Below are 23035 nucleotides of genomic sequence, written 5' to 3'. Positions count from 1 at the left end.
TCACAGGGCCGTGCCAGGGTTCAACTCGTAACGGAAGTGACTCGCTTCGGTTCATGCCCGGGTATACGTGTCCAGACGGGCGATCGTCTCCGTGAGGGAGACGGTGAAGGGGTGCCGTGGCTCGGTCAGGACCCGTCGGGACGGGCCCTGTTCGACGATCTCTCCGGCGTCCACCACGGCGACGCGGTGGGCGACCGCGGCCGCGTCCAGGTCGTGGGTGATGAGCACGAGGGCGAGGTCGTCGCGGTCGCGGACCAGGCCGGTGAGCAGGTCGAGGATGTCCCGGCGGGTGACGGTGTCGAGGCCGGAGGTGATCTCGTCGCAGACCAGGACGCGGGGGTGGGCGAGGAGGGCGCGGGCGAGGGCGGCGCGCTGGAGTTCGCCGCCGGAGAGTTCGCCGGGGCGGCGGAGCGCCAGTTCCGCCGGCAGGCCGAGGCGGTCCAGGGTGGCCGACGCCTCGTCGGTCGCCGCCCGTTCGCCGGCACCCCGCAGCCGTACCGCCGTACGGGCCACCTGGTACAGGACGGGCCGGTGCTCGTCGAAGGCGGCGCGGGCGTCCTGGAAGACGTACTGCACGGCGGCGAGTTGGGCGCGGCTGCGGTGGCGCAGGCTGCGCGGGAGCGGGGCGCCGTCGAGCAGGATGTCGCCGTCCCGGTCGCGGTGGAGGCCGGCGAGGCAGCGGGCGAGCGTGGTCTTGCCGCTGCCGGAGCGGCCGACGACGGCCAGGCATGCGCCGGGGTGGAGCGCGAGGTGCGGGACGCGCAGGACGGTGTTCCCGCGGCCGTGCACGGCGGTCAGGTCCCGTACCTCCAGGGCGGGTGGCCGGGCGTCGCCGCTCGGCCCGTCCAGTGGTGCCGCCCGCTGTGAGTCGAGCAGCCGGCGGGTCCACGCGTGGCGGGGCGCCGCCCACAGCCGCGCCGCGGGCCCCGACTCCACGACCCGTCCCGCGCGCAGGACGAGGACCTCGTCGGCGAGGGCACGGACGACGTCCAGGTCATGGCTGAGCAGGACGACCGCGATGCCGCGGGCCGCGACCGCCGCGAGCTGGTCGACGATCCGGCTCTTGGTGAGCGCGTCCTGGCCGGTGGTGGGTTCGTCGGCGACGATGACGCGGGCGCCGAGCAGCAGCGCCTGGGCGAGCACGACGCGTTGCTGCTGACCACCGGAGAGCTGGTGCGGATGGCGGCGCAGCAGGGCTTCGGCGTCGGGGAGTTGGGCGTCGGACAGGGCCCGCAGGACCAGTTCGCGGGCCGCGCTGCGGCGTTCGCGGCGGGGCAGGTGGCGTACCCGGGGGCGGGCGATGTCGTCGAGCAGGGCGCTGACGCGGCGGGCCGGGTTGAGGACGGCGGCGGGATGCTGCGGCACGTACCCGACCGGGCCGTCCGCGGACCGGCGCACCTCCCCGGTGACCCGGGCACCGGCCGGGTGCTCCCCCAGCAGCGCCAGGCCGGTGGTGGTCTTGCCGCTGCCGGAGGCGCCGACCAGGGCGGTCACACGGCCGGGGAGCACGCGCAGGCGGACTCCGTCGACGATCGCGCGGCCGTCGATCTCGACGCGCAGGTCGCGGATCTCGGCCACGGGCTCCGGCGTCGGGGGCAGGTCCGTTTCGGTCACAGCCGCCGTCCCTTCGTTCTCGGGCTCTTCTCCAGGGCGGCGTCGAAGAGCAGGTTCGTGCCCGTCGTCAGGGCGACGATCAGCAGCGCGGGGACGACCACGGCCCAGGGCTGTACGAAGAGCCCGGTGCGGTTGCGGTCGACCATGACCGCCCAGTCGGCGGCGTCCGGGGCGACTCCCACGCCGAGGAACGCGGCCGTCGACACCAGGTACAGCACGCCGGTCAGCCGGATGCCGGCGTCGGCGGCCAGGGTGCGCAGGGCCGAGCGGCCGACGTAGCCGACGGCGACACGCCACCATGTCTCGCCCTGCATGCGCAGCGCCTCCACCGCGGGCCGGGCCGCCGCCTCGGCCGCCGCGGCCCGTACGATCCGGGCGGCGTCGGGCACGTTCACCAGCGCGACGAGCAGCGCGAGCCCGGGGGCACCCGGCGAGAACACGGACGCCACCAGCAGGACGAGCAGCAGCGACGGTACGGCGAGCAGGACGTCGAGCGGCCGCATCAGCAGCTCCTCCAGCCGCCGTGCGTGGGTCACCGCGCTGAGAAGTCCGACCGGCAGCGCGACCAGGTAGGCGAGGGCCGTCGCGGCGAGCGCGGTCAGCACGACCGTACGGCCGCCGTGCAGCACCTGCCGCCAGACGTCCCGGCCCACGAAGTCGGTGCCGAGCCAGTGGCCGTCGCCGAGGGTGAAGGAGGGGGCGCGGGGCCCGGGTGCACCGGCGAACAGGGGGCCCAGGAGGGCCAGGAGCAGCGGGACGGCGACGATCGCGAGGCCGAGGAGGAACCGGCGCGTGGCTGTCACGCCGCCACCCCCGCCCGGGGCGTGAGCCGGTACGCCACCACGTCCGCGCCCAGATTCAGTACGACGGTCAGCACGCCGAACACCACGGCCAGCCCCTGCACCACCGGCACGTCCCGCTCGGCGACGGCGTTGAGGAGGACCGTCCCGAGGCCGGGGATCACGAACAGCGCCTCCACGACGATGACCCCGCACAGCAGCCAGTCGACGGTGCGGGCGAGTTGCTGGACGGCCGGGGCGAGGGCGTTCGGCAGCGCGTGGGCGTAGCGGACGCGGGCGCCGGGGACGCCGTAGCGGCGGGCGTGGGCGGCGTACGGCGAGGCGAGCGCGTCGACCATGCCGGCGCGGACCAGACGGGACAGGGAGCACACCGGCCGGGACAGCAGGACCAGCACCGGGAGGACGAGCACGGCCGGGTGGGCGAGCAGGTCCGTGCCGTGGCCCACCGCGGTCGGCGGCAGCCAGGCCAGTTTCAGCGCGAACACCGTGACCAGCAGCACCCCGAGGGCGAACTCGGGGACCGCGTACACGGCGAGGGTCACGGAGCTGACCAGCCGGTCGGTCAGCCGCCCCTCGTGGCGGGCGGCGAGCACGCCGAGACCGAAGCCGAGCGGGACGAGCAGGGCCAGGGTGAGCGCGGCCAGCAGCAGGCTCGGGCCGAACCCGTCGGCGATGTACCGGGCCACCGGGCGGCCGGAGGTGAGGGAGGTGCCGAAGTCGCCGTGCAGCAGGCCGGTCGCCCAGTCCGCGAGACGTTCGTACGCGGGCCGGTCCAGATCCATGGCCGCGCGGATCGCGGCGATGCGCGCGGGGTCGGGCTGGTCGCCCGCGAGGGCCACCGCGGCGTCGCCCGGCAGCGCCTCGGTGAGCGCGAAGACCAGCAGCACGACGGCCACGGTCTGCACGGCTCCCAGAAGCAGCCGCCGGGCGACGAACGAGCGCAGACCGCTCTGCTTCACGCCAGCCACACCTTGTCGAAGCGGGCCCAGTCGAGGGTGTTGGCGGGGGCTTTGGTCTCGACTCCCCTGACCTTGCGGGCCGTTCCGAGGATCCAGTCGGCGAAGCCCCAGATCAGGAAGCCGCCCTCGGCGTACAGGCGGCGCTGCATCCGCTGGTAGACGGCGGCCCGCTCGGTCTTGTCGCGGGTGGACTGCGCCTGCTGGTAGAGGGCGTCGAAATCCTTGTGCTGCCACTTGGTGGCGTTGGTGGTGGAGTCGGTGAGCAGCCGCTGGGAGATGTGCGCCTCGATGGGCATGGCGCCGGAGCGGTAGCAGCACAGGGTGCCGCCGTCGAGGATGTCGCTCCAGTAGGAGTCCTTGCTGCCCATCTTCACGTCGATGGTGACACCGGCCTTGGCGGCCTGGTCGCGGAAGATGCTCGCGGCCTCGGTGAAACCGGCGGCGACGGCCGAGGTGTCCAGGGTGACCTTCAGCTTCTCGGCACCGGCCCGCTTCAGCAGGGCGCGGGCGCGGTCGAGGTCCTGCTCGCGCTGCGGCAGGCCGTCGGCGTAGTACTCGTAGCCCTTGCCGAACAGGTCGTTGCCGACCTCGCCGGCGCCGGACACGGCTCCGTCGACGAGTTCCTTCCGGTCGGCGATGAGGAAGAACGCCTCGCGCACCCGCTTGTCGTCGAAGGGCGGCCGGTCGGTCTTCATGCAGAACGCCTGCATGGCGCTGCCCCGCAGCCGGACGATCTCGATCTGGCCCCGGCCCTCGTGGGCACGGGCGGTGGTGGGGTTGAGCTCGTGGGCGTACTCGACCTGGCCGGCGAGGATGGCGTTGACGCGCGCGGATTCCTCGTTGGCGACGACGAACTCGAGCTCGTCGAGGTGCGGGGCGCCGTCCCAGTAGTCCTCGTGGCGGCGGAAGACGGCGGAGCGGCCGGGCGCGAAGGAGACGAAGCGGAAGGGGCCGGAGCCGATCGGCTTCTTGTCGAAGTCGGTGCCGGTGGCGTTCTCGGGGACGATGTACGCCCCGAACGCGGCGAGCACATTGGGGAATTCGGCCGTGGGGCGCTTGAGGACGAACTCGACGGTCCGCTCGCCGGTGGCGCGGCTGGCGTCGAGGTCGATGGGCTCCAGAGACGCCTTGGCGCGGAACGCCTGCTGGGGGTCGGCGATGCGGCGGTAGCTGTAGAGGACGTCCTTGGCGGTGACCCGGCTGCCGTCGTGGAAGGTGGCCTCTCGCAGGGTGACCTGCCAGCGGTCGAGAGACTTGTTCGGCTCCCACTTCGCGGCGAGGCGGGGCTGGGCGGAGAGGTCGGCGCCGTAGTCGGCGAGCTTGTCGTAGAGGGCCTTGGCGCGGGCGACGTCGGCGAACAGGTTGGCCAGGTGCGGGTCGAGGGTCTCGCCGGCCCCGCCTCCGGCGAAGGCGGCGCGCAGCCGTCCGCCGCGCTTCGGCGTTCCGCCGCTGCCGCCGTCCGCTGTGCCGTCGGTGCCGCCACCGCAGCCTGCGAGGGCGAGGGCCGCTGCGCCGGTGCCGGCGGCGAGGAAGCCGCGGCGGCGCAGGCCGGGGAAACGTTCGTCGTTCATGACTGGTCCTTCGGTTCAGAGGGAGCGGAGGCGCGCGACGACGTGCAGCCGGTCGGCGTCCGTGGTGGTGCCGGGCAACCGGCCCTGCCGCCACGGGGGTTCGGTGCGCGGGCCGGGGCCGTCGTGGAGTTCGAGCACGTCGAAGCCGTGCACGGCGAGGAAGTGCCGCAGCTCCTGCGGGAACAGCAGCCGCCAGGCGGAGCGCTGTTCGACGGGCGGGGATCCGTCGCCGGTGGTCCAGACGCGGGTACGGCGCAGGAGCTGGGCCGTACGGTCCACCGTCAGCGTGGTGGTGGACCGGTAGGTCCTGCCCTGCCAGGTGAACTCGGCGACGGCGGACCGGTGGAGCAGGTCGGTGCGGCCCAGGAAGTACGCGCCGTTGCGCATCTCCGCGACCAGCAGGCCGCCCAGCGTGAGCGCCTTGCGGCAGGAGGCGAGGAAGCCGTCGAGCTGGTCGTTGGTGTGGCAGTACAGCAGGGAGCTGTCCAGGCACACGACGGCGTCGAAGGAGCCGAGGTCGAAGCCGCGCAGGTCGGCCCGGACGTACGCGGGACCGGGATGGTGCTTGCGGGCGTGGGTGAGCATCGCCTCGGAGAGGTCGGCCCCGGTCACGGTCCGGCCGGCCGCGTGCAGGGCGGCGGCGTCGCGGCCCGTGCCGCAGCCCATGTCCAGGACGCGCGGCCCGGCGCCGTGGCGGCGCAGGCAGTCCTGCGTCCACCGTGCGGCCAGGCGCTCGGTGTCGGGGAAACGAGCCTCGTACAGGGCGGGGGTGTCGGTGAGGAGGTTGCCGCTCGTCACGCCTTGCTCCTCTCCCGCACCGCAGCGGGGGCGTCCGGCGCCGGGCTCGCGGGCAGCGCGCCGAGCCGGTGCAGCCAGGCCACACCGAGCGCGGAGGCGAGGCCGAAGCAGGCGCAGCACGCCCAGGGCAGCCATCCGGCGACGGTGCGGTCGCCGGTGTCCATGGCCCAGCCGACCGCTGCGTTGCCGACGGCCGCCGCGATGCCGGAGACGACGTAGAAGATCCCGAAGTACGTGCCGGTCAGCTCGGGGCGGCCGAAGCCGGGGATCAGCTCCATCACGAACGGCTGGGCGACCATGAGGCCGACGTAGAGCAGCAGCGCCCCGGCCAGGACGGGCACGACGCCCGGCAGGAAGGCCGGCGGCAGGAAGGCCAGCCCCGTCACCGTGAGTCCGAGGGCGATCCAGCGCCCTCTGGTGCCATGGGCCTTGAGGCTTCTGGTGATCCTCAGTTGCAGCGTCAGGTTGGCCACCGTGCCGACGAGGAAGACGATGCCCGCCGCCCCGTCCCAGCCGGTGGCTTCCCTCGCCCCGTCCGGCAACAGCAGATACAGCTGGTTCTCCAGGGTGAACATGCCGACCATGGCGAGCGCGAAGGCCAGGAACGCCCGGTTGCCGAGCACCTCCCGCCAGTCCCCGAGGACACCGCTGCCGCTGGGCTCGGCCTTGCGCGCGGGCAGGACGAGGGCCTGCGCCACGGTGAGCACCGCGAAGATCCCGGCCGCGGTCAGCGCGGAGGTACGGAAGTCGACGAGGAGCAGCACGCTGCCCAGCAGCGGCCCGATGAGCGCGCCGGTCGTGGCGAAGACGTTGAACAGCGCGAACGCCTCCGCCTTGCGCTCCCCCGATTCCTGCGCGAGATACGCCCGCACGGCCGGGTTGAACAGGGCCCCGGCGACTCCGCTGAGCACGGACGCGGCGAGCAGCACCGCCAGCCCGTCGCCGAGCGCGAACAGCGCGAACCCGAGGGTGCGCAGGGCGCATCCGGCGATGATGACGCCGCGCGCGCCCAGCCGGTCGGAGGCGGAGCCGCCGATGATGAACAGGCCCTGCTGGCTGAGGTTGCGCACGCCGAGGACGATGCCGACGACCGCCGCCGACAGGCCCAGGTTGTCCGTGAGGTGGGTGGCGAGGTAGGGGATGAGCAGGTAGAAGCCGGTATTGACGCCGAGCTGGTTGACCAGCAGGAGCCGCACGGCGAGGGGGAAGCGCCGCATCTCATGCCACGTCTGCACGGACCGCCACCTCCTCGACGCCCAGGCCGGGACGGTCGCTCGCGCGTACGACGCCGTCCGTGCCGCCGATGCCGGTCCACGGGTCGTGGGCGAGCAGCAGGTGCCCGTCGAGGTCGGCCCAGCGGGCCCGGTCGGCCAGGTGGACGGCGGGGGCGAGGCCGAGACTGCCGGCGGTGAGGCAGCCCAGCATCAGGGCGGTGCCGCTGCCCTCGACGGCCTCGGCGATGCGCAGGGCCGCGTACACGCCGCCGCACTTGGCGAGCTTGACGTTGACACCGTGGATCCGTCCGGCGAGGCGGCGGACGTCGTCCAGGCCGACGGCGTCCTCGTCGGCGATGACCGGCAGCGGTGCGCGTTCCGCGAGGGCGGCCAGGGCGTCCGGGTCGCCGGGTGCGACGGGCTGCTCGACGGCCTCCACGCCGAGGTCGGCGAAGCGCGGCAGGAGGGCGTTCGCCTGCGCCACGGACCAGGCGCCGTTGGGGTCGAGGAGCAGCCTGGCCCGGGGCGCGGCGTCGCGGATGACGCGAACACGCTCGATGTCGTCCTCGGGGTCGGAGGCGCCCGCCTTGACCTTGAGGACCGCGAAACCGCTCGCGGTGAGCCGCCGGGCCTCGGCGGCCGCATGGCCGGGGTGGGTGATGCCGATGGTGCGGGCGGTGGCGGCAACGGGCGGTGCGGCGGCGCCGAGGAGGCGGTACACGGGGACGCCCGCGCGCTTGCCGGCCAGGTCGAGCAGCGCCGACTCCACGGCGGCGGTGACCGCGGGCGGCACGTCACCGAGAGGCGACTCCCCCGCCCGCAGGGCCTGAAGAGCACTCTCCGGATCGGGAAAGCGGCTCAGGTCCACGGCGGTGAGCAGCCGTACGAGCGTCTGGGTGTCAAGTCCGTAGTACACGCTGGTGACGGCCTCGCCGTGACCGCGCAGCCCGCCGTGCTCGACGGTCAGCCACACGGCGTCGCGTGCGGCCATGGTGGAACGGGAGATGCGCAGCGGCTCGGCGAGTTCGAGGCGTACGGTGCGCAGGCTGGACTTCACGGGCTCTCTTCCTGGAGGGCGGGGGCGGTGAGCGGGTCGCTGACGCGGGTGCAGCGGGCCCAGCCGGCGGCCTCCGCCGCGTGCGGGTGCGGTATTTCGACGGGCCGGGTGGCGGCGGTGGCCGGGTCGAGGCCGTGGGCGGTGGTGAAGTCGTCGTCGTAGACCGTGCCGAGGTAGCGGTGCGGGCCGTCGGGGAAGACGGTGGCGACGACCGCCCCGGGGTGGACGCGGGCGGCCCACGCGGCGACCCGGGCGGCGGCGCCGGTGCTCCAGCCGCCGCTGACGAAAGCGCCGCGTGCCAGTCGGCGGCAGCTGTCCACGGCCTCGGCGGGGCCGACCCAGTGGACCTCGTCGAAGGCGTCGTAGGCGACGTTGCGCGGGTGGATGCTGCTGCCCAGGCCGCGCATCAGCCGGGGCCGGGCGGGCTGGCCGAAGATGGTGGAGCCGGTGGCGTCGACGCCGATGAGCCGCAGGGCGGGCCAGTGCCGGCGCAGCGGTCCGATGATGCCGGCGCTGTGGCCGCCGGTGCCGACGCTGCACACCAGGATGTCGAGGTGGTCGAGCTGGACGGCGAGTTCGGCGGCCAGGGAGGCGTAACCGGCGGTGTTGTCGGGGTTGTTGTACTGGTCGGGCCAGTAGGCGCCGGGCAGTTCGGCGAGCAGGTCCCGCAGCCGGGCGAGGCGTGCGGCCTGCCAGCCTCCCTGCCGTGCCGGCCGGTCCACGACCTCCAGCCGCACTCCGTGGGCGCGCAGCAACTGCCGTACGGACGGCTCCAGTTCGCTGTCGCCGACCAGTACGACGGGATGGCCGAGGGCCTGTCCGGCGAAGGCGAGGCCGATGCCGAGCGTGCCGGAGGTGGACTCCACGACCGGGGCGCCGGGCAGCAGTTCGCCGCGCTCGCGGGCGCCCAGCAGCATGGACACGGCGGCGCGTGCCTTCATACCGCCCGCCGCGAGCCCTTCGAGCTTGGCCCAGAAGCCGGGGTGCGGGCCCGGCAGGTCAGGGGTGATACGGGCCAGGGGGGTGCGGCCGAGCAGGGCGAGCAGTTCCGGTCGCGCGGCCGTCCGGAGCGCGGTGGCGGTCATCGCACGCCTCCCGGGCAGGAGCCGTCGTAGCGGTGCAGGACGCCGGGACCGCCGTCGAGCCAGAAGAACGGGTACGGTTCCGCGCACACCGCGCTGACGCCGTGTCCGAGGAGGCGGGGCAGGACGGCGCTCCCGGTCTGGGCGAACATCACCAGCTGCTTGCCGTGCGCGAGTGCGTGCCGCCGCAGCGGTTCGAAGGTGCCGTTGCCGAGGGTCATGCCGGAGACGAGCAGCGCGTCACAGCGGCCGGCGGCGGCGAGGGCGTCGTCGACGACCGGCTCGCCCCATTCGGTCTCGCCGCCCTTCAGATCGCAGGGGACGTAGCGGAGGCCGCGCGAACGCAGCGCTTCCAGAAGAGAGTTGACCACGCCTACGACGAGCACCGTGGCGCCCGGCGGCAGGTCCAGCAGGTCGACGACGGCCTTCGCCCGGGCCCGGGACTTCTCCAGCGACGACCCGGCGGCCAGCGGGAGGGTCCTGGCCCCCTGGGCGGGAGTGTGCGGCAGGACGTGCATCAGGTAGGCGTCGAGGGCCGCCACGCGCACCGGTGGCAGCGGGTGCTCCAGCAGGCGTGCCACGTCCGCGCCGACGCAGTCCTCGACGGCGCTGTCCGGCAGCGCCCCGGGCTCGACGGCGCAGGAGCCGACGGCCTCGGCCATGCGCAGGCTGAGCACCTCGTTGCGGTAGCCGGTGCCGCGCCCGTCGTGCCGTACGGCCTGCCGGGTGGTGAAGGCGACGGCGATGCGCTGAGTGGCCGGATCGGGCCCGAGCGCGCCCGCGCGCACCCGGTCCACGAGGTCGTCGTACGACACCGCGTGGGTGGCGGTGATCATCGGATCACCAGCCCGGCGCGCAGCCCGTCCAGCAGGCTCTCGACGCGCTCGCGGGCCCCGAGACCGTCGGCGTCGCCGGCCATCACGTGACCCAGGTACTCGTTGTTGCTGCCCGCCGCCTTCACGGCCTTGCCGGGCGAGGCGAGTTGCGTCTCCAGCACACCGGGGATGTCCCGTACGCCGCTGTCGTCCAGCGCTTCGAGGGTGCCCGAGGCCTCCGGCACCAGGAAGCCGATCGCGGCGCTGCGCAGCCCGGTGTCGACGCGCCGCAGGTCGGGGGCGCGGCCCAGGGCGACGTCCACGAAGGCGGCGGCGAGGTCGATTCCGGTGACGTGGCGTACGAGTTCGGTGATGCGGTTCCCGGCGGGCCGGGGGTTGACCTCGACCACGCGCGGACCGGCCGAGGTCAGCTTGATCTCCGTGTGGGCCACGACCCCGTCGGTCAGGCCGAGGGCCTTGAGCGCGGCCAGGGCGGTGTGTTCGGCGGCCTCGGTGTCGCCGGGCGGCAGAGCGGCGGGGTACATGTGGCCGGTCTCCACGAAGGCGGGTGCGCCGCCGACGCTCTTGTCGGTCACGCCCACCACCTGGACCGCGCCCGCGTGCGACACCGTCTCGACGCTGACCTCGGGACCGTCCAGCATCTCCTCCAGCAGCACGACGGGCGTTCGCCGCTGTCCTCGGGCGTTGACCGGGAAGTCGGCCAGGTCCCGGCAGGCGGCGGCGAGTTGGGCCTCGTCGTCCACCCGGCGCACGTACATGCCCGCGCACAGGTCGACGGGCTTGACGACGAGCGGGTAGCCGATGTCCCGCGCGGCCCGGGCGATGTCGGCCCACTCCTCCCGCACGGCGAAGCGCGGCCCCGGCACCCCGGCGTCGTCGAGGACGCGGCGGGTGGCGTCCTTGCGGCAGGCGTTCTCCACGGCCTCGGGCCCGGGGCCGGGCAGCCCCAGGCGCCCGGCGATCCGGGCCACCGTCGGCAGGTAGTAGTCGCAGGAGGTGACGACCCCGTCGAAGGCGAGCACCCCGTGCAGCCGCTCGACCTCGGGCAGCAGCGCCTCGATGTCATTGGTGTCGGCGGTGATGACGTTGCGGGCGCCCAGCAGCGGATGGGCCGTCCCCTCCGGCGCGGAGCGCAGGTAGTGGTGCAGGTCGCGGGTGAGGAACGTGAACGCGTGCCCGTTCTCCCGGATCGCCCGCGGCAGCAGTCTGCTCATGGACCCGACCCAGCTCTCGACCACCAACAGATGAGCCACAACTCCCCTTTCTTCCACTTGAGTTCGAGGCGTGCGGGCAGCCCGGCAAGCCCTCCGGAGGGAGGGCGCCGGGTGTTGCCGCCGAAGACGTTATCGATAATCATTTTCATTGTCACCTGGTTGGGCGAATATCTTCTGGAGACCCCCTTGACCCGTCCCGCACGCCGCACCGCACTCCTGTGCGCCCTCGCGGCCGCCACCGCCCTGCTCCCCGCCGCACCGGTCCAGGCGGCCGGGCGACCCTCCCCGCTCCGCTTCACCGCCTGCCCCGACTCCGTCCCCCGGCCGGCCGCACCGGAACGCGTCGAGTGCGGGCGGCTCGCCGTACCGCTCGACCGGCACCGCCCGTCGGGGCCGCACATCGAGGTGGCGGTCTCCCGGGTCCGCGCCTCGGGCACCCCCGCCGAACGGCGCGGCATCCTCCTGGTCAACCCGGGCGGCCCGGGCGGCTCCGGCCTGCCCTACGCGGTCACCAAGCGGGCCAAACTCCCTCAGAGCGTGCGGCGGGCGTACGACGTGGTCGGCTTCGACCCGCGTGGCGTCGGACAGAGCACCCCCGTCACATGCGGCCCGATGGGCGGACTCTTCGACAGCCCGGGCAGCGAACCGGTACCGGCCGGAGCCCGGTCGGAGCGCGCGTACCTGGCGTCCCTGCGCGCCCTGGCCGACGACTGCGCCACGCACGCGGGCCGTCTGCTGCCGTATCTGTCCACCGAGCAGACGGCATACGACATGGACGCGATACGCGCGGCCCTCGGCGAACCGCGGACGAGCTTCCTCGGCGTCTCCTACGGCAGCTACCTCGGCGCGGCCTACACCGCCCGCTTCCCGCACCGCGTCGACCGGATGGTGCTCGACAGCGTGGTCGGCCCCGGCGACTGGTACGACTTCGACGTGCTCCAGAGCCGGGCCCTGCTGCGGCAGCGCGACACCTTCTTCGCATGGACGGCCGCCCACGCCGGGCGCTTCGGCCTGGGCGGGACGCCGGCCGCGGTGCGGGACGCGTATCTGCGCGTGCGCCGGGACCTCGCCGCGCGGCCGGTGGCGGGCTTCGGTCCGGCGGAGTTCGACCGGGCCGTGTACCGCGCCCTGGGCCGCACGGAACGCTGGGCGGGCCTCGCGGACGGGCTGCGCGGCCGGTTGACCGACGGCGACCTTGGCGGCCTGCGCCCGGACAGTGCCTTCGACAGCCCCGGCTCCCGCAACTACGAGGCGGCCAACCGCGTCGTCAAGTGCGCCGACGGGCCCGCCCCCGGCCCCCGCGACGTCCTCGCGGACATCCGCCGCCCCCGCCGCCTCGACCCGCAGCCGGTGCTGACGGGCATGGAGGCGAGCACCTGCGCCTACTGGCACCACCGGCCCGGCCACCGCACCCCGCTCGGCAGCCCGGACGCGCCGCCGGTCCTCCTCGTCGCCTCCACGCACGACCCCGTCACGCCGGTCGAGGGCGCCCACCGCCTCCAGCGCCTGCTGCCCGGCTCACGCCTGGTCACCCTCGACGACGACTACTCCCACGGCGTGTTCGCGAGCCGCGGCAACACGTGCGTGGACGACACCGTGGCGGCCTATCTGGTGCGCGGAGACGTGCCCTCGGCGAACGCGCGCTGCACGGGTCCCGGGCTGCCGACGGCCCGGTAGCGCGCTGGGCCAGGGGGCTGTCCGAGCCCCCTCGTCCCCCTAGGTCTCCTTCCACACCAGCACGGTCAGCACCGCGCTCGCGACGGTGACCGGGGCCGCGGCCTGGTTCAGCAGCCGTACCCGCATGCTCCGGCCGGACGGGAGCCGCTTCGTCAGGGGCACGACCGCGAACGTGCCGCCGCCGGTCCCGACGATCTCGTGGATCGGGTGGTCGACGCGGTGCCGGTCGCCCTCGTACTCCGACATGCGCGCCTGGACGACCGCGCCCGCCGGCAGCCCGTCGATGTGCAGGCTGACGCTCCCGCTGAAACGGGCCGGGCCACGGGCGAAGACGCTCCCGCCACTGGCGTGGTCGCCGGTCTCGTCGGCCCACTCCGTGGTGAACTCGACCGAGTCCCAGGCACCGGGCGCGAGCCGATAACCCCCGGGGACACCGAGGTTGACGTACTGGGGCATGGGGTCCTCTCCTTCCCACAGGCCCGCCGGGTGGGCCAGGGCGTCGGCGACGTCACGGCGGAAGTCGGCCATGTCGAATCCGCGCGGGTCGACCTTCCAGTCGCTCCACTCCAGGTGACCGATCGCGCTCTTGGGGCCCCAGCCGTGCGCGCGGCAGATCGCGGCGGTGGCCTTGACGATGGCTTTGTACTGGACACTCGGCCACGGGTCCTTGCCGTCGCCCTTGTTCTCGCATTCCCAGCCGTAGAAGCGCGCGTTGCCGTCGACCGCGCCGGCCGAGCCGTCGTGCTCGTGCGTCGCGGGCGGGTACGTGCCGTACGACTCGCCGATGACGGCGTTCAGCACGTCACCGTCGCCGCCGCCGGCGTGGTTGGCCCGGCCGTTGCCGGTCAGGTGGACGACGCCGTCCTTGGTGATGCATCCGGTGGCGAGCGGACCGGGCAGGGCGCTGTGGCCGTGGTAGATCAGGTCGACGACGTCCGTGCCGGGTCCGGTGACGGTGTGATGGATCATCACACCGTGCACGGGGCCCCACGGGCCCTTGTGGTTGCGGTTGTTGGTGCGCCATCCGCCGACCTCGTGAACGGCGCAGCCCTCGGCCTTCAGCGCGGCGACGAGCCGGGCGGCGGTGAGCGGTGTGGCCATGAGTCGGTCCTCCGTTTCGGCGCGCTCGTGCCGGTCCGAAGACACTCGTGCCGGTCCGAAGACAGTGGTCGCGGTTGCGGAGCGGGTCCGGCGGCTCGTTTCCGTCCGAACCTGCCCCGGGACCCCGCCAGGCCCTCCCCCATCATTCTTCCGCCGCTTGCCTCATCGCTCACCTCGCCGTACCCACGCACACAAATTCGGCGGGATTACGACGCTGCCCCAGCAGGAAGAGCGGGGGCGCTGTCAGTGGCCCGGCGTAGGGTCCGCTGCCATGAGCATCCCCGCCGTCGAGGAGTCCTGGGCCCGCGTCGACGCCTGGCTGGCCCGGCACGCTCCCCTCTCCCACGCCATGCTGCGTCCACCCGCGGCGCAGACCGGGATCGAGGACGCGCAGCGCACGCTCGGCGTATCGTTCCACCCGGATCTGGTGGCCTCGCTGCGGTGCCACGACGGGGCGGAACCCGACGACGGCACAGTTCAGTTGTCGTTCTACGGCCCGTTGTGCGGTGTCGCGGACATCGTGCGGAACACGACCTTCCTGCGGAGCCTCGGGGTGGAGGAGGCCGGGCTGCCCCTCACCCTGGGCATCGGCCGGCGGGCCTCGGACGGCCTGTTCCTCGCCTGCCGCCCCGGGCCCCCCTACGGACAGGTGGGCCGCCGTTTCGACGAGGACATGCCCTCCTTCGCGCACTGGCCGTCACTGCGTCATCTTCTGGCCGACCTCGCGGACGCCCTGGAGGGCGGTCGCACGTTCCTCGACCGCGTCCCCGTGGCCGTGGCCGGAAAGCTGGGGTGGGAGGAGGAGCGGACCGTGCCCGCCGAGGCGGTCTCCGCGCTGGCGTGGGCCGCCGCGCTCGCCGAGCCGGAGTCGGACCCTCCGGCCCTCCGACGCCCGGTCTTCCCGGACGTCGCCGGGAGTCCCCCGCCGCCGCCCCGGCAGGAAGGGACGCAGCGGCTCTTCTTCGTCCGCACCTACCGGCCGCGCCCCGCCCCGCTGCCGGACCAGCCGGACGTCGCGTTCGCCGCCGGCCTGACGCCGGCCGAGATGCTGCGCCGGCTGGGCGCGATCCCCGCCACCGTACGGCCGCGCGACCGCCCGCAGGCCCAGCGGGCGGCGAAGTCCGCGTGGGCCGCGCACCGGCCCCTGGCCCGGGCGGGCGACGCCGGCGGCTGGGGGTACGCCACGCTGGAGGGCGGCGCCGCGCAGTTCGCCCGGCCGGAGGTGCTGCGCGCCCTGTCCGCCGGCACGCGCGTGGCGGTGCTGACCCGGCACGGCCCGGAGGTCGTGCTCACCTTCGCCGAGGACGGCGTGCCGTGTCCTCAGGAGGACGTCCGGCGCGTCATGTCGCCGCGCGAGGGCAACAGGGCCGGCGGACCGGACGCGCGGCGCCTCGGAGTGGACCTCTGGCCCGGCTCGACCGCCGCGTACACCCGCTTCCTGGCCGTACTGCGACAGGACTTCGGCATCGCCTACGACCCGGACGAGGAGGGCCCGGCGGAGCTGACCAGTGCCCTGCTGCTGCCCCTCCTGGACGACCTCCCGGCCGAGGACTGCGGATTCCCTTCCCAGGTACGGCACTTGGATCTGGCCGGCCTCGTGGAGCGCACACCCCCGCGGCGCCTGCGCGCCGCCATCGCGGCCCAACTGTCGCGCCTGTCATCGGAGACACATCTCGACACGTACCCGGAGGTGGCCGAGGCCCTCGACCGAATCCACCGCGGCCTGCCCGTCGCCTGCGACCGGGACGGTCCCCTGGACGCGCGCATGCGCACCCTGGCCGCGGAGGCCCATGCGGCCCGGCAGCTGCTCCAGGACGACGACACCGCTCCCGTGTCCCACAAGGACCTCACCGCGTGGGACGCACGCGCCACGGCGGCCCACGCACTGCGCGAGTTCCTCCGACTCCCCCTCCCGGCCGCCGCCGCGACGATCCTCGACCAACGGGTCTCCGTCCACTGGCACGAGGAACTGGCCGCCGACCTGGACAGCGCGTGACGCCCGGGGCGTGCTCAGAGGTTACGGACCCGGGCGTGCAGGTGCGCTTCCAGGGGGAACGCCGGTGGCGCCGCGGCCACGAGCGAGGACAGTTCATAACCGCACTTCCGCGCGACGCGGCACGAAGCCGTGTTGTCCACCTGGTGCAGGAGCTCCAGACGGGTCAGACCGTGGTCGGCGAAGGCGGTGAAGGCCCAGTCCGTCAGCGCCTCCACGGCCCGGGGAGCCACGCCCCGGCCGCGAGCGTGCGCCGCGGTCCAGTAGCCGACCTCTGCCGACGAGGCGCCGGGCGTGACGTTCTTGAGAACCGCGTGCCCCACCAACTCGCCTTCGTCGGCGTCCGCCTGGACCTCCGATATGGCGAACGCGAAACGGTGCCCTGCTTCCCGGCCGCGTTGCTGATCCTCGATCCACCGTGCCGCACTGGCACGGTCGTGCACGCCCGCACTCACCCAGCGACGCATGGCCTCGTCCCGGTGAAGGCCGACGAGGTCCGCGGCGTAGGCCGGCCTCCAGGGACGCAGGAGGAGAGCAGGGGCCGACGCCGTGGCCGCGGCGGTCAACCGCGTGATGATCCCGTCCATCGGATGAGAGTACGTGGGCCGATTCGGCACAACGGCCGTTCCGGCCACGCGGGCCGGTCGGCCGTGAAGCCGTACAGCTCCCTTTGACCGTCCCCGCGTCGGGAAGCGCGGCCAACGGGAGCCGGGCATCATGCGGAGATGTCTGATGCCACCGTCCGACCGCTCGCCGTCGATCACCGCGGCAACGCACTGACCGCTTTCATCCGCCGGGCGGAGGACCGACCGCCCGGTGACGCGCCCCTGCCGCTCGCCCTGGTGGCCCTCTGGTGCGGCGATCGCGTCCTGATGGTGTTCGACCGGTTCCGGCAGGGCTGGGAGCTGCCCGGCGGGCTGATCGAGCCGGGTGAGTCTCCGCGCCAGGGGGCCGTGCGTGAACTGCTGGAGGAATCGGGGCAGACGCCCCTGGGGCCGCTCCGGTTCGTCGGATACCCGCGCTTCACGCTTGTGCCGGACCAGCGTGTCGAATACGGCGCGCTGTTCTCCGGGCGCTGCGCCGAGGTCGCGGCATTCCAGCCGAACGAGGAGATCGAGGCCATCCGCTGGTGGGACCTGCACGAGGTCCTGCCGGGGCGCGTGCACGCCCTGGACGCCTGCCTCGCCCGGCTCGCACACGGGCCCCGCCTCCCCCTGTAACGCTTCTCGCGCCCGGGCCCAAGAACACAGGTGCCGAGCCGGGCGTGGGGCCAGACGGCGGCACGCCGTCCCGGCATCAGCGCGGCACCACTCGTTCGCATGGATCGCTGGGCCGTTCGGCCCAGTGAACCCCCACGTCAGACGGTTCTTCCTCGCCAGCGGGACTAGTTTCCGCCGGGTCGAACCCGCACTGCGATCGAGGAGCTCATGGCGACACACACCGAACCGGTCGCTCCGGTACCGGCGGCGGAGCGCCGCAGCCGGGGCCAGGTGATCGTCTCCTGGATGACGACGACGGACCACAAGAAGATCGGGCACCTGTACCTGATCACGTCGTTCGTCTTCTTCCTCGTCGCCGGGGCGCTGGCGATGGCCATCCGGGCCGAGCTCGCCCGGCCGGGGATCCAGTTGCTGTCCCACGAGCAGTACAACCAGGCGTTCACCTTGCACGGCACGATCATGCTGCTGCTGTTCGCGACGCCGACGTTCGCCGGGTTCGCCAACGCGGTGATGCCGTTGCAGATCGGCTCCCCGGACGTGGCCTTCCCGCGGCTGAACATGTTCTCGTACTGGCTGTTCCTCTTCGGCGGGCTGATCGTGCTCGGCAGTCTGCTCACCCCGCAGGGCGCCGCGGACTTCGGCTGGACCGCCTACACCCCGCTCAGCGGCGGGGAGCGCACTCCCCAGGTCGGCGGGGACCTGTGGCTCATGGGTCTGGCCCTGTCCGGGTTCGGCACCATCCTCGGCGCCGTCAACTTCATCACCACGATCATCTGCATGCGCGCCCCCGGCATGACCATGTTCCGCATGCCGATCTTCACCTGGAACGTGCTGCTCACCTCGGTGCTGGTGCTGATGGCGTTCCCGGTGCTGGCCGCCGCGCTGCTGGTGCTGGAGGCCGACCGCCAGTTCGGGGCGCAGGTGTTCAACGCGGAGAACGGCGGCGCGATCCTCTGGCAGCATCTGTTCTGGTTCTTCGGCCATCCCGAGGTGTACATCCTGGCCCTGCCGTTCTTCGGCGTGATCAGCGAGATCATCCCCGTCTTCGCCCGTAAGCCGATCTTCGGTTACACGGGGCTGATCGGTGCCACGATCGCCATCGCCGGGCTGTCCGTGACGGTGTGGGCGCACCATATGTTCGCCACCGGCGCGGTGCTGCTGCCGTTCTTCTCCTTCATGACGTATCTGATCGCCGTGCCGACGGGAGTGAAGTTCTTCAACTGGATCGGCACCATGTGGAAGGGCTCGCTGTCCTTCGAGGCGCCGATGCTGTGGGCGGCCGGCTTCCTGGTCACGTTCCTCTTCGGCGGTCTGACCGGGGTCATCCTCGGCTCGCCGCCCCTGGACTGGCACGTGACCGACTCCTACTTCGTGGTCGCGCACTTCCACTACGTGCTCTTCGGCACGATCGTGTTCGCGATGTTCGGCGGCTTCAGCTTCTGGTGGCCGAAGATGACCGGCACGATGCTGGACAACCGCATCGAGAAGGTCCACTTCTGGACGCTGTTCACCGGCTTCCACACCACGTTCCTGGTGCAGCACTGGCTGGGCGCCGAGGGCATGCCCCGCCGGTACGCCGACTACCTGGCCGCGGACGGCTTCACCTGGCTGAACACCGTCTCGTCGATCGGCGCGTTCCTGCTGGGCCTGTCCACGCTGCCGTTCCTGTACAACGTGTGGAAGACCTCCCAGCAGGGCAAGCGGGTCGAGGTCAACGACCCCTGGGGCTACGGGCGTTCCCTGGAGTGGGCGACCTCGTGCCCGCCCCCGCGGCACAACTTCGTCACCCTGCCGCGCATCCGCTCCGAATCCCCCGCCTTCGACCTGCACCATCCCGACGTGGCCCAGCTGGACCAGGCGGAGAACACCGGCCGACGCGATGTCGTCGAGGCCGAGGGGCACAAGGGCGAGCGGCCGTGAGACGCGGCGGTCACGAGGCGCCGTACGACGACCCGCGGCACGCGCTGGCCGCCGAGGCCGAGGGCTATCTCCTCGCGCACGTCCATCGCGACCAGGCACGGCGCGAGGCGGAAGAGCTCTGCGCACGGATGCCGTGGCTGACCATCACCCAGGCCGAGGAACTCACCGGCTACTACGTCCGCCGGCGCCTCGACGTCACCCGTCAGCTGCTGCGCGGCACGGTCCGGCGGGCCGAGGAGCTGCGGCAGGAGTACGAGAGCCGCTACGCCGCCCTCCGGCACGCTCTGCTCCGCCGCCACGCCGCGTGCGCCTGCGCCCTCCTCGCCTGCGCGGGCACTGTGAGCGCCCTGGCGGTCCTGTTCAGCCGCTGACCAGTTGGTGTTCCGGTGCCGGCTGCCGCGCCGGAACGGCCTTCGTCTCCCACTGGCCGGTTATCCGTACGTAGCCGTAGATCACCGAGACCATCGCCAGAATGAGCAGCGGGCCGAACAGCCACGGACGCTCGGCCATCTCCATCGGCAGATAGCGATAGGACAGCAACAGGGCCGCGAAGACGGCCACTCCATAAGCGACCAGTTGAATTCCAGACCGGCCCCAGCCGCGTTCGAGTGAGCGCAGGGCCGCCTCGATCGTGAGGGTGAACACCACGCCGGCCACGAGATCCACGCCGTAGTGGTAGCCGAATCCGAGCGTCGCGGTGAGCGTGGCGATCAGCCAGAACGTGCCCGCGTAGCGCAGCACGCGTGGACCCCTGCGGGAATGGATGAAAATCGCGGTGGCCCACGCCGTGTGCAGGCTGGGCATGCAGTTGCGGGGGGTGATCTCGTCGAACGGCATCTCGTGCGGGGCGGCGCCGATCGGCGGTGGCAGGTCCGGCCACAGGTTGGCCACCGCCCAGTGCACGCCGCCGGTGCCGTAGGCGCCCGGGCCGTAGGCGAAGACCGGGCCGACGACCGGGAAGATCATGTAGATGCCCGGCCCGAGGAGGCCGATGACCAGGAACGTGCGCACCAGATGATGGCGCGGGAAGCGGCGCTCGGCCGCCACGTTGCGCAGCTGGTAGAGCGCGATGACGACCGCGGCCACCGCCAGTTGGGCGTAGACGAAGTCGAGGGCGCGAGCACCGACCGGGCCGGTGGCCGTGACGATCCGGCCGATGAGCCACGACGGGTTGCCCAGCGCGTGGTCGGCGGTGGCCAGGTACGGGTCGAGCACCATCGGGCGGGTCTTCGAGGTGATGAGCAGCCAGGTGTCACCGGTCTTGCGGCCGGCCACCAGCAGCAGGCCCAGCCCGACGCCCTTCAGCAGCAGGACCCGTTCCGGGCCGGTGCGGCGTGTCACCGCGATGACCGCGCAGCCCAGGATCACCCACAACGCGCCGTTGCCGAAGGGATGGCCCGCCATCAGATCGACGCCGGCCGCCCATCGCACCACGAGGAGGACGGCGTCGATACCGAGCGCGACGCCGACGGCGATGAACCGTTGCCGCCGGGTGAGGACCACCATCGTCAGCGCCATACCGGCGTACAGCAGGAAGCCCGACTTGGGGGCGACGATCACCTCCTGCACCTGGGTGGTGATCGGCCCGGGCAGCCCGTAGCGGCGCGCGGCGATTTCCAGCGCGATGAGAAACCCGAGGGCCACCACACCTGCTGTGGCCCACAGCATCGTCCGGGGTTGAGGCCGTGCGGCGAACGTGATTCCGCGTCTTATTCGCGAGAAAATCCGCGTTGCTGTAGATATCAATTGTTTTATTCGATTTGTTAGTTGTCAGGAGAGGGAATGAGGAGGATCGTCACCCGATCGAACATGCTATCGGAGCAATGCGCCCCGGACTGGTCGTCATGAAGACAGGCGAGCATGAGGCTACTGCCGGCCTACCGGTGGACCGGGCCGGCGATCCTGGTCAGCGGTCGGTGACGAGGGCGACCTGGCGCCGCTCCGGGCCACGATCCGGCCCCCGCGGGAAGGGCCGAGGACGGCGAGGGCGATCAGGGGCAGCAGCGTGAGGGCGGCGATGACGGCCGACCGCCTCGGCGGAACGAGTCTCAAAGCTTGCGCACAAATTGCACACATCCCCTCTACATACTGATCCCGATGGTCTAGATTGACCATGCTTCAGCGGTTCAGGCACCAGGCGACCGCTAATGATCTATTGGTCCGGCTCACGGAGAGCCAGCAGTCGCACCCCCGCCGCCAGGCGTGGTGGTGATCAATTCTTGGAGCCCGGGAGAGGGCTTCGGGTGCGGGGAGCACCCGAGGTTCGGGTTGTTCAAGTAGCGCTGAATCAGTCGGATGTCATGCGCGGGGGCCTCGCGCGGGGAGGAACAGCGCGGGCGGGGGGCGGGGGCCTCCCGAGGCGAGAACCAGTGTGGGGCGAACACGTCGAACTACTCGGCGATTTGGGGGGGTTCTGTGCAGCAGGGTGAACTTGTCGACCCTTTTCCGTCCGCGCGGGGGCATCTGGCGAACGGGGCGATCAGCCAGCCGGCGATCGACTGGGAGCAGCGATACCGGCGTAACGTGATCATCAGCGACACTGCGGCCACCGCCTTCGTGGTGGCGGCGATCGGCAACTTCTTCGGGGCCAGGGACGCGGCCAACTGGCATGAGAAGTGGGGCATACTCGCGTTCGGCACCGAGCTGCTGGTGCTGGGGGCGCTCGCGGTGAGCCGGTCGTGGGCTCCGGCCGTGCTCGGCCAGGGCGCCGAGGAATTCCGCCGGCTCGGACGCGCACTGTTCACGGCGACCGTCGTCCTGGCACTCGGCGGGATCGCCCTCACCTCGCGCAACATCAAGCTCTGGATCTTCGTCGCGATCCCCGCGATCGCGCTGGTCACCATGACCGCGCGGTATCTGCTGCGCCTCTCGCTGCACAAGCAGCGCAAGGAGGGGCGGTGCCTGAGACCGGTGCTCGCTGCCGGGAGCCCGGCCACCGTGCGCGACCTGATCACCCGGACCCGCAAGTTCCCGCACCTGGGCTGGCGGGTGGACGCGGTGTGCACGACGGACGGTCTCGGGCTCGACGGTGACCACCTGGACGGAGTGCCGGTCGTCGGCCGGCTGGCGGACGTCGCCGGCCATGTCCGCCGCGACGGCTACCGGGTCGTCGCGGTCACACCGGACCCGCACTGGACCCCGGACCGGCTGCAACGGCTGGCCTGGAACCTCGAAGGCTGCGACGCCGAAATGGTCGTGGCCCCCGTGCTGATGGAGGTGGCCGGCCCGCGGCTGCACGTCGACGCGGTGCTCGGGATACCTCTGCTGCGGGTCAGCATGCCGGCCTTCACCGGGGGCCGCCGGGTGGTCAAAGGGGTCGTCGACCGGGTAGGCGCAACGATTCTGCTGGTGCTGTTCGCGCCGCTGATGGTGCTCGTCGGGCTGCTCGTGGCGGTGGACAGCCGGGGCGGGGTGTTCTACCGCCAGCGCAGGGTCGGCAAGCACGGCGACGAGTTCACCATTCTCAAGTTCCGCACCATGGTCGCCGGGGCCCACGGGGCACGTGCCGAGCTGGCCGGCCGCAACGAGGGCGCCGGCCTGCTGTTCAAGCTCCGCCGGGACCCGCGGGTGACCCGGGTGGGAGCGGTACTGCGCCGCTATTCGCTCGACGAGCTCCCGCAGCTCTTCAACGTGCTCACCGGATCGATGTCGCTCGTCGGCCCGCGGCCTCCGCTGCCGGAGGAGTGCGCCGCGTACGACCCGGACATCCGGCGCCGGCTGCTGGTCAAACCCGGCCTCACCGGTCTGTGGCAGATCAGCGGACGCAGCGACCTGTCGTGGGAGGAGGCGGTGCGGCTGGACCTGCGGTACGTGGAGGACTGGTCGCTCGCCCTGGACACAGTGATCTTGTGGAAGACGCTGCGTGCGGTGCTTCACGGTCAGGGCGCCTACTGATGCGCCGGGGGCCGCAATTCAACGGGCCCGGCGGCGCGCGGACCGCAGGCCGGAAGGGCCTGCTCGGGGGGATCGCAGGCCACAA

The 23035-nt window shown here is 72.7% G+C and carries 19 protein-coding genes; 6 read left to right on the top strand and 13 right to left on the bottom strand.

What is annotated here, in order from left to right:
* Positions 1 to 51: 51 nt before the first annotated feature.
* Genes QF034_RS31220 through QF034_RS31175 form a run of 10 tightly spaced genes read right to left on the bottom strand, consistent with a single transcriptional unit; the run spans position 52 to position 11184 of the window.
* Positions 52 to 1614: an ABC transporter ATP-binding protein gene (locus QF034_RS31220; protein ID WP_307178032.1), complete on the bottom strand. Its 1563-nt coding sequence runs from the start codon at positions 1612 to 1614 to the stop codon at positions 52 to 54.
* On the bottom strand, positions 1611 to 2417 hold the full coding sequence (locus QF034_RS31215; RefSeq protein ID WP_307178031.1) for an ABC transporter permease subunit: 807 nt from the start codon (positions 2415 to 2417) through the stop codon (positions 1611 to 1613). Before QF034_RS31215 ends, QF034_RS31220 begins: the two co-directional genes overlap by 4 nt.
* Positions 2414 to 3373, bottom strand: a complete 960-nt coding sequence (locus QF034_RS31210) for an ABC transporter permease (protein ID WP_307178030.1) — start codon at positions 3371 to 3373, stop codon at positions 2414 to 2416. The genes QF034_RS31215 and QF034_RS31210 overlap by 4 nt, the downstream gene beginning before the upstream one ends.
* Positions 3370 to 4944 carry an ABC transporter substrate-binding protein gene (locus QF034_RS31205; RefSeq protein ID WP_307178029.1) on the bottom strand — a complete coding sequence of 525 codons (1575 nt, stop codon included), beginning with the start codon at positions 4942 to 4944 and terminating at the stop codon, positions 3370 to 3372. Before QF034_RS31205 ends, QF034_RS31210 begins: the two co-directional genes overlap by 4 nt.
* Before the next feature lie 15 nt (positions 4945 to 4959).
* On the bottom strand, positions 4960 to 5742 hold the full coding sequence (locus tag QF034_RS31200; protein WP_307178028.1) for a class I SAM-dependent DNA methyltransferase: 783 nt from the start codon (positions 5740 to 5742) through the stop codon (positions 4960 to 4962).
* Positions 5739 to 6977 (bottom strand): MFS transporter, encoded by a 1239-nt coding sequence (locus QF034_RS31195; protein ID WP_307178027.1) that lies wholly within the window; start codon positions 6975 to 6977, stop codon positions 5739 to 5741. The genes QF034_RS31200 and QF034_RS31195 overlap by 4 nt, the downstream gene beginning before the upstream one ends.
* Positions 6961 to 8013, bottom strand: a complete 1053-nt coding sequence (locus tag QF034_RS31190) for a mandelate racemase/muconate lactonizing enzyme family protein (protein ID WP_307178026.1) — start codon at positions 8011 to 8013, stop codon at positions 6961 to 6963. The genes QF034_RS31195 and QF034_RS31190 overlap by 17 nt, the downstream gene beginning before the upstream one ends.
* Positions 8010 to 9098 carry a PLP-dependent cysteine synthase family protein gene (locus QF034_RS31185; RefSeq protein ID WP_307178025.1) on the bottom strand — a complete coding sequence of 363 codons (1089 nt, stop codon included), beginning with the start codon at positions 9096 to 9098 and terminating at the stop codon, positions 8010 to 8012. Before QF034_RS31185 ends, QF034_RS31190 begins: the two co-directional genes overlap by 4 nt.
* Positions 9095 to 9931 (bottom strand): Rossmann-like domain-containing protein, encoded by an 837-nt coding sequence (locus QF034_RS31180; protein WP_307178024.1) that lies wholly within the window; start codon positions 9929 to 9931, stop codon positions 9095 to 9097. Before QF034_RS31180 ends, QF034_RS31185 begins: the two co-directional genes overlap by 4 nt.
* Complete coding sequence (locus QF034_RS31175) at positions 9928 to 11184, bottom strand: ATP-grasp domain-containing protein (RefSeq protein WP_307178023.1); 1257 nt, start codon at positions 11182 to 11184, stop codon at positions 9928 to 9930. Before QF034_RS31175 ends, QF034_RS31180 begins: the two co-directional genes overlap by 4 nt.
* Positions 11185 to 11331: 147 nt before the next feature.
* Between QF034_RS31175 and QF034_RS31170 the strand changes: the two genes are divergently transcribed.
* Entirely contained in the window at positions 11332 to 12822 is a 1491-nt protein-coding gene (locus QF034_RS31170; protein WP_307178022.1) for an alpha/beta hydrolase, read from the top strand.
* A 39-nt stretch (positions 12823 to 12861) separates the two neighbouring features.
* On the opposite strand, the gene QF034_RS31165 is transcribed toward QF034_RS31170, so the two are convergent.
* A complete protein-coding gene (locus QF034_RS31165) occupies positions 12862 to 13923 on the bottom strand; it encodes a peptidoglycan recognition protein family protein (RefSeq protein ID WP_307178021.1) in 1062 nt (353 codons plus the stop codon).
* A 271-nt stretch (positions 13924 to 14194) separates the two neighbouring features.
* Between QF034_RS31165 and QF034_RS31160 the strand changes: the two genes are divergently transcribed.
* A complete protein-coding gene (locus QF034_RS31160) occupies positions 14195 to 15919 on the top strand; it encodes a hypothetical protein (RefSeq protein WP_307178020.1) in 1725 nt (574 codons plus the stop codon).
* Between the two features lie 14 nt (positions 15920 to 15933).
* Here QF034_RS31160 and QF034_RS31155 read toward each other — a convergent pair whose 3' ends face one another.
* Positions 15934 to 16503, bottom strand: a complete 570-nt coding sequence (locus QF034_RS31155) for a GNAT family N-acetyltransferase (protein WP_307178019.1) — start codon at positions 16501 to 16503, stop codon at positions 15934 to 15936.
* A 138-nt stretch (positions 16504 to 16641) separates the two neighbouring features.
* Here QF034_RS31155 and QF034_RS31150 point away from each other — a divergent pair, with 138 nt between their 5' ends.
* From QF034_RS31150 to QF034_RS31140, 3 genes are all read left to right on the top strand, one after another.
* Positions 16642 to 17136 (top strand): NUDIX hydrolase, encoded by a 495-nt coding sequence (locus QF034_RS31150; protein WP_307178018.1) that lies wholly within the window; start codon positions 16642 to 16644, stop codon positions 17134 to 17136.
* Positions 17137 to 17343: 207 nt separating this feature from the next.
* On the top strand, positions 17344 to 19056 hold the full coding sequence (gene ctaD, locus QF034_RS31145) for an aa3-type cytochrome oxidase subunit I (protein ID WP_307178017.1): 1713 nt from the start codon (positions 17344 to 17346) through the stop codon (positions 19054 to 19056).
* Entirely contained in the window at positions 19053 to 19427 is a 375-nt protein-coding gene (locus tag QF034_RS31140) for a hypothetical protein (RefSeq protein ID WP_307178016.1), read from the top strand. Before ctaD ends, QF034_RS31140 begins: the two co-directional genes overlap by 4 nt.
* Here the strand turns inward: QF034_RS31140 and QF034_RS31135 are convergent.
* Complete coding sequence (locus QF034_RS31135) at positions 19417 to 20724, bottom strand: phosphatase PAP2 family protein (RefSeq protein ID WP_307178015.1); 1308 nt, start codon at positions 20722 to 20724, stop codon at positions 19417 to 19419. The genes QF034_RS31140 and QF034_RS31135 overlap by 11 nt on opposite strands.
* Positions 20725 to 21471: 747 nt before the next feature.
* Here QF034_RS31135 and QF034_RS31130 point away from each other — a divergent pair.
* Positions 21472 to 22950, top strand: a complete 1479-nt coding sequence (locus QF034_RS31130; protein WP_307178014.1) for a sugar transferase — start codon at positions 21472 to 21474, stop codon at positions 22948 to 22950.
* Positions 22951 to 23035 lie beyond the last annotated feature (85 nt).

Origin of the sequence: Streptomyces africanus (assembly GCF_030816955.1) — a bacterium.
GTDB classification, from domain to species: domain Bacteria; phylum Actinomycetota; class Actinomycetes; order Streptomycetales; family Streptomycetaceae; genus Streptomyces; species Streptomyces africanus.
Note: the sequence above shows the minus strand (reverse complement) of the source record. Positions and strands in the feature narration are given on the sequence as shown.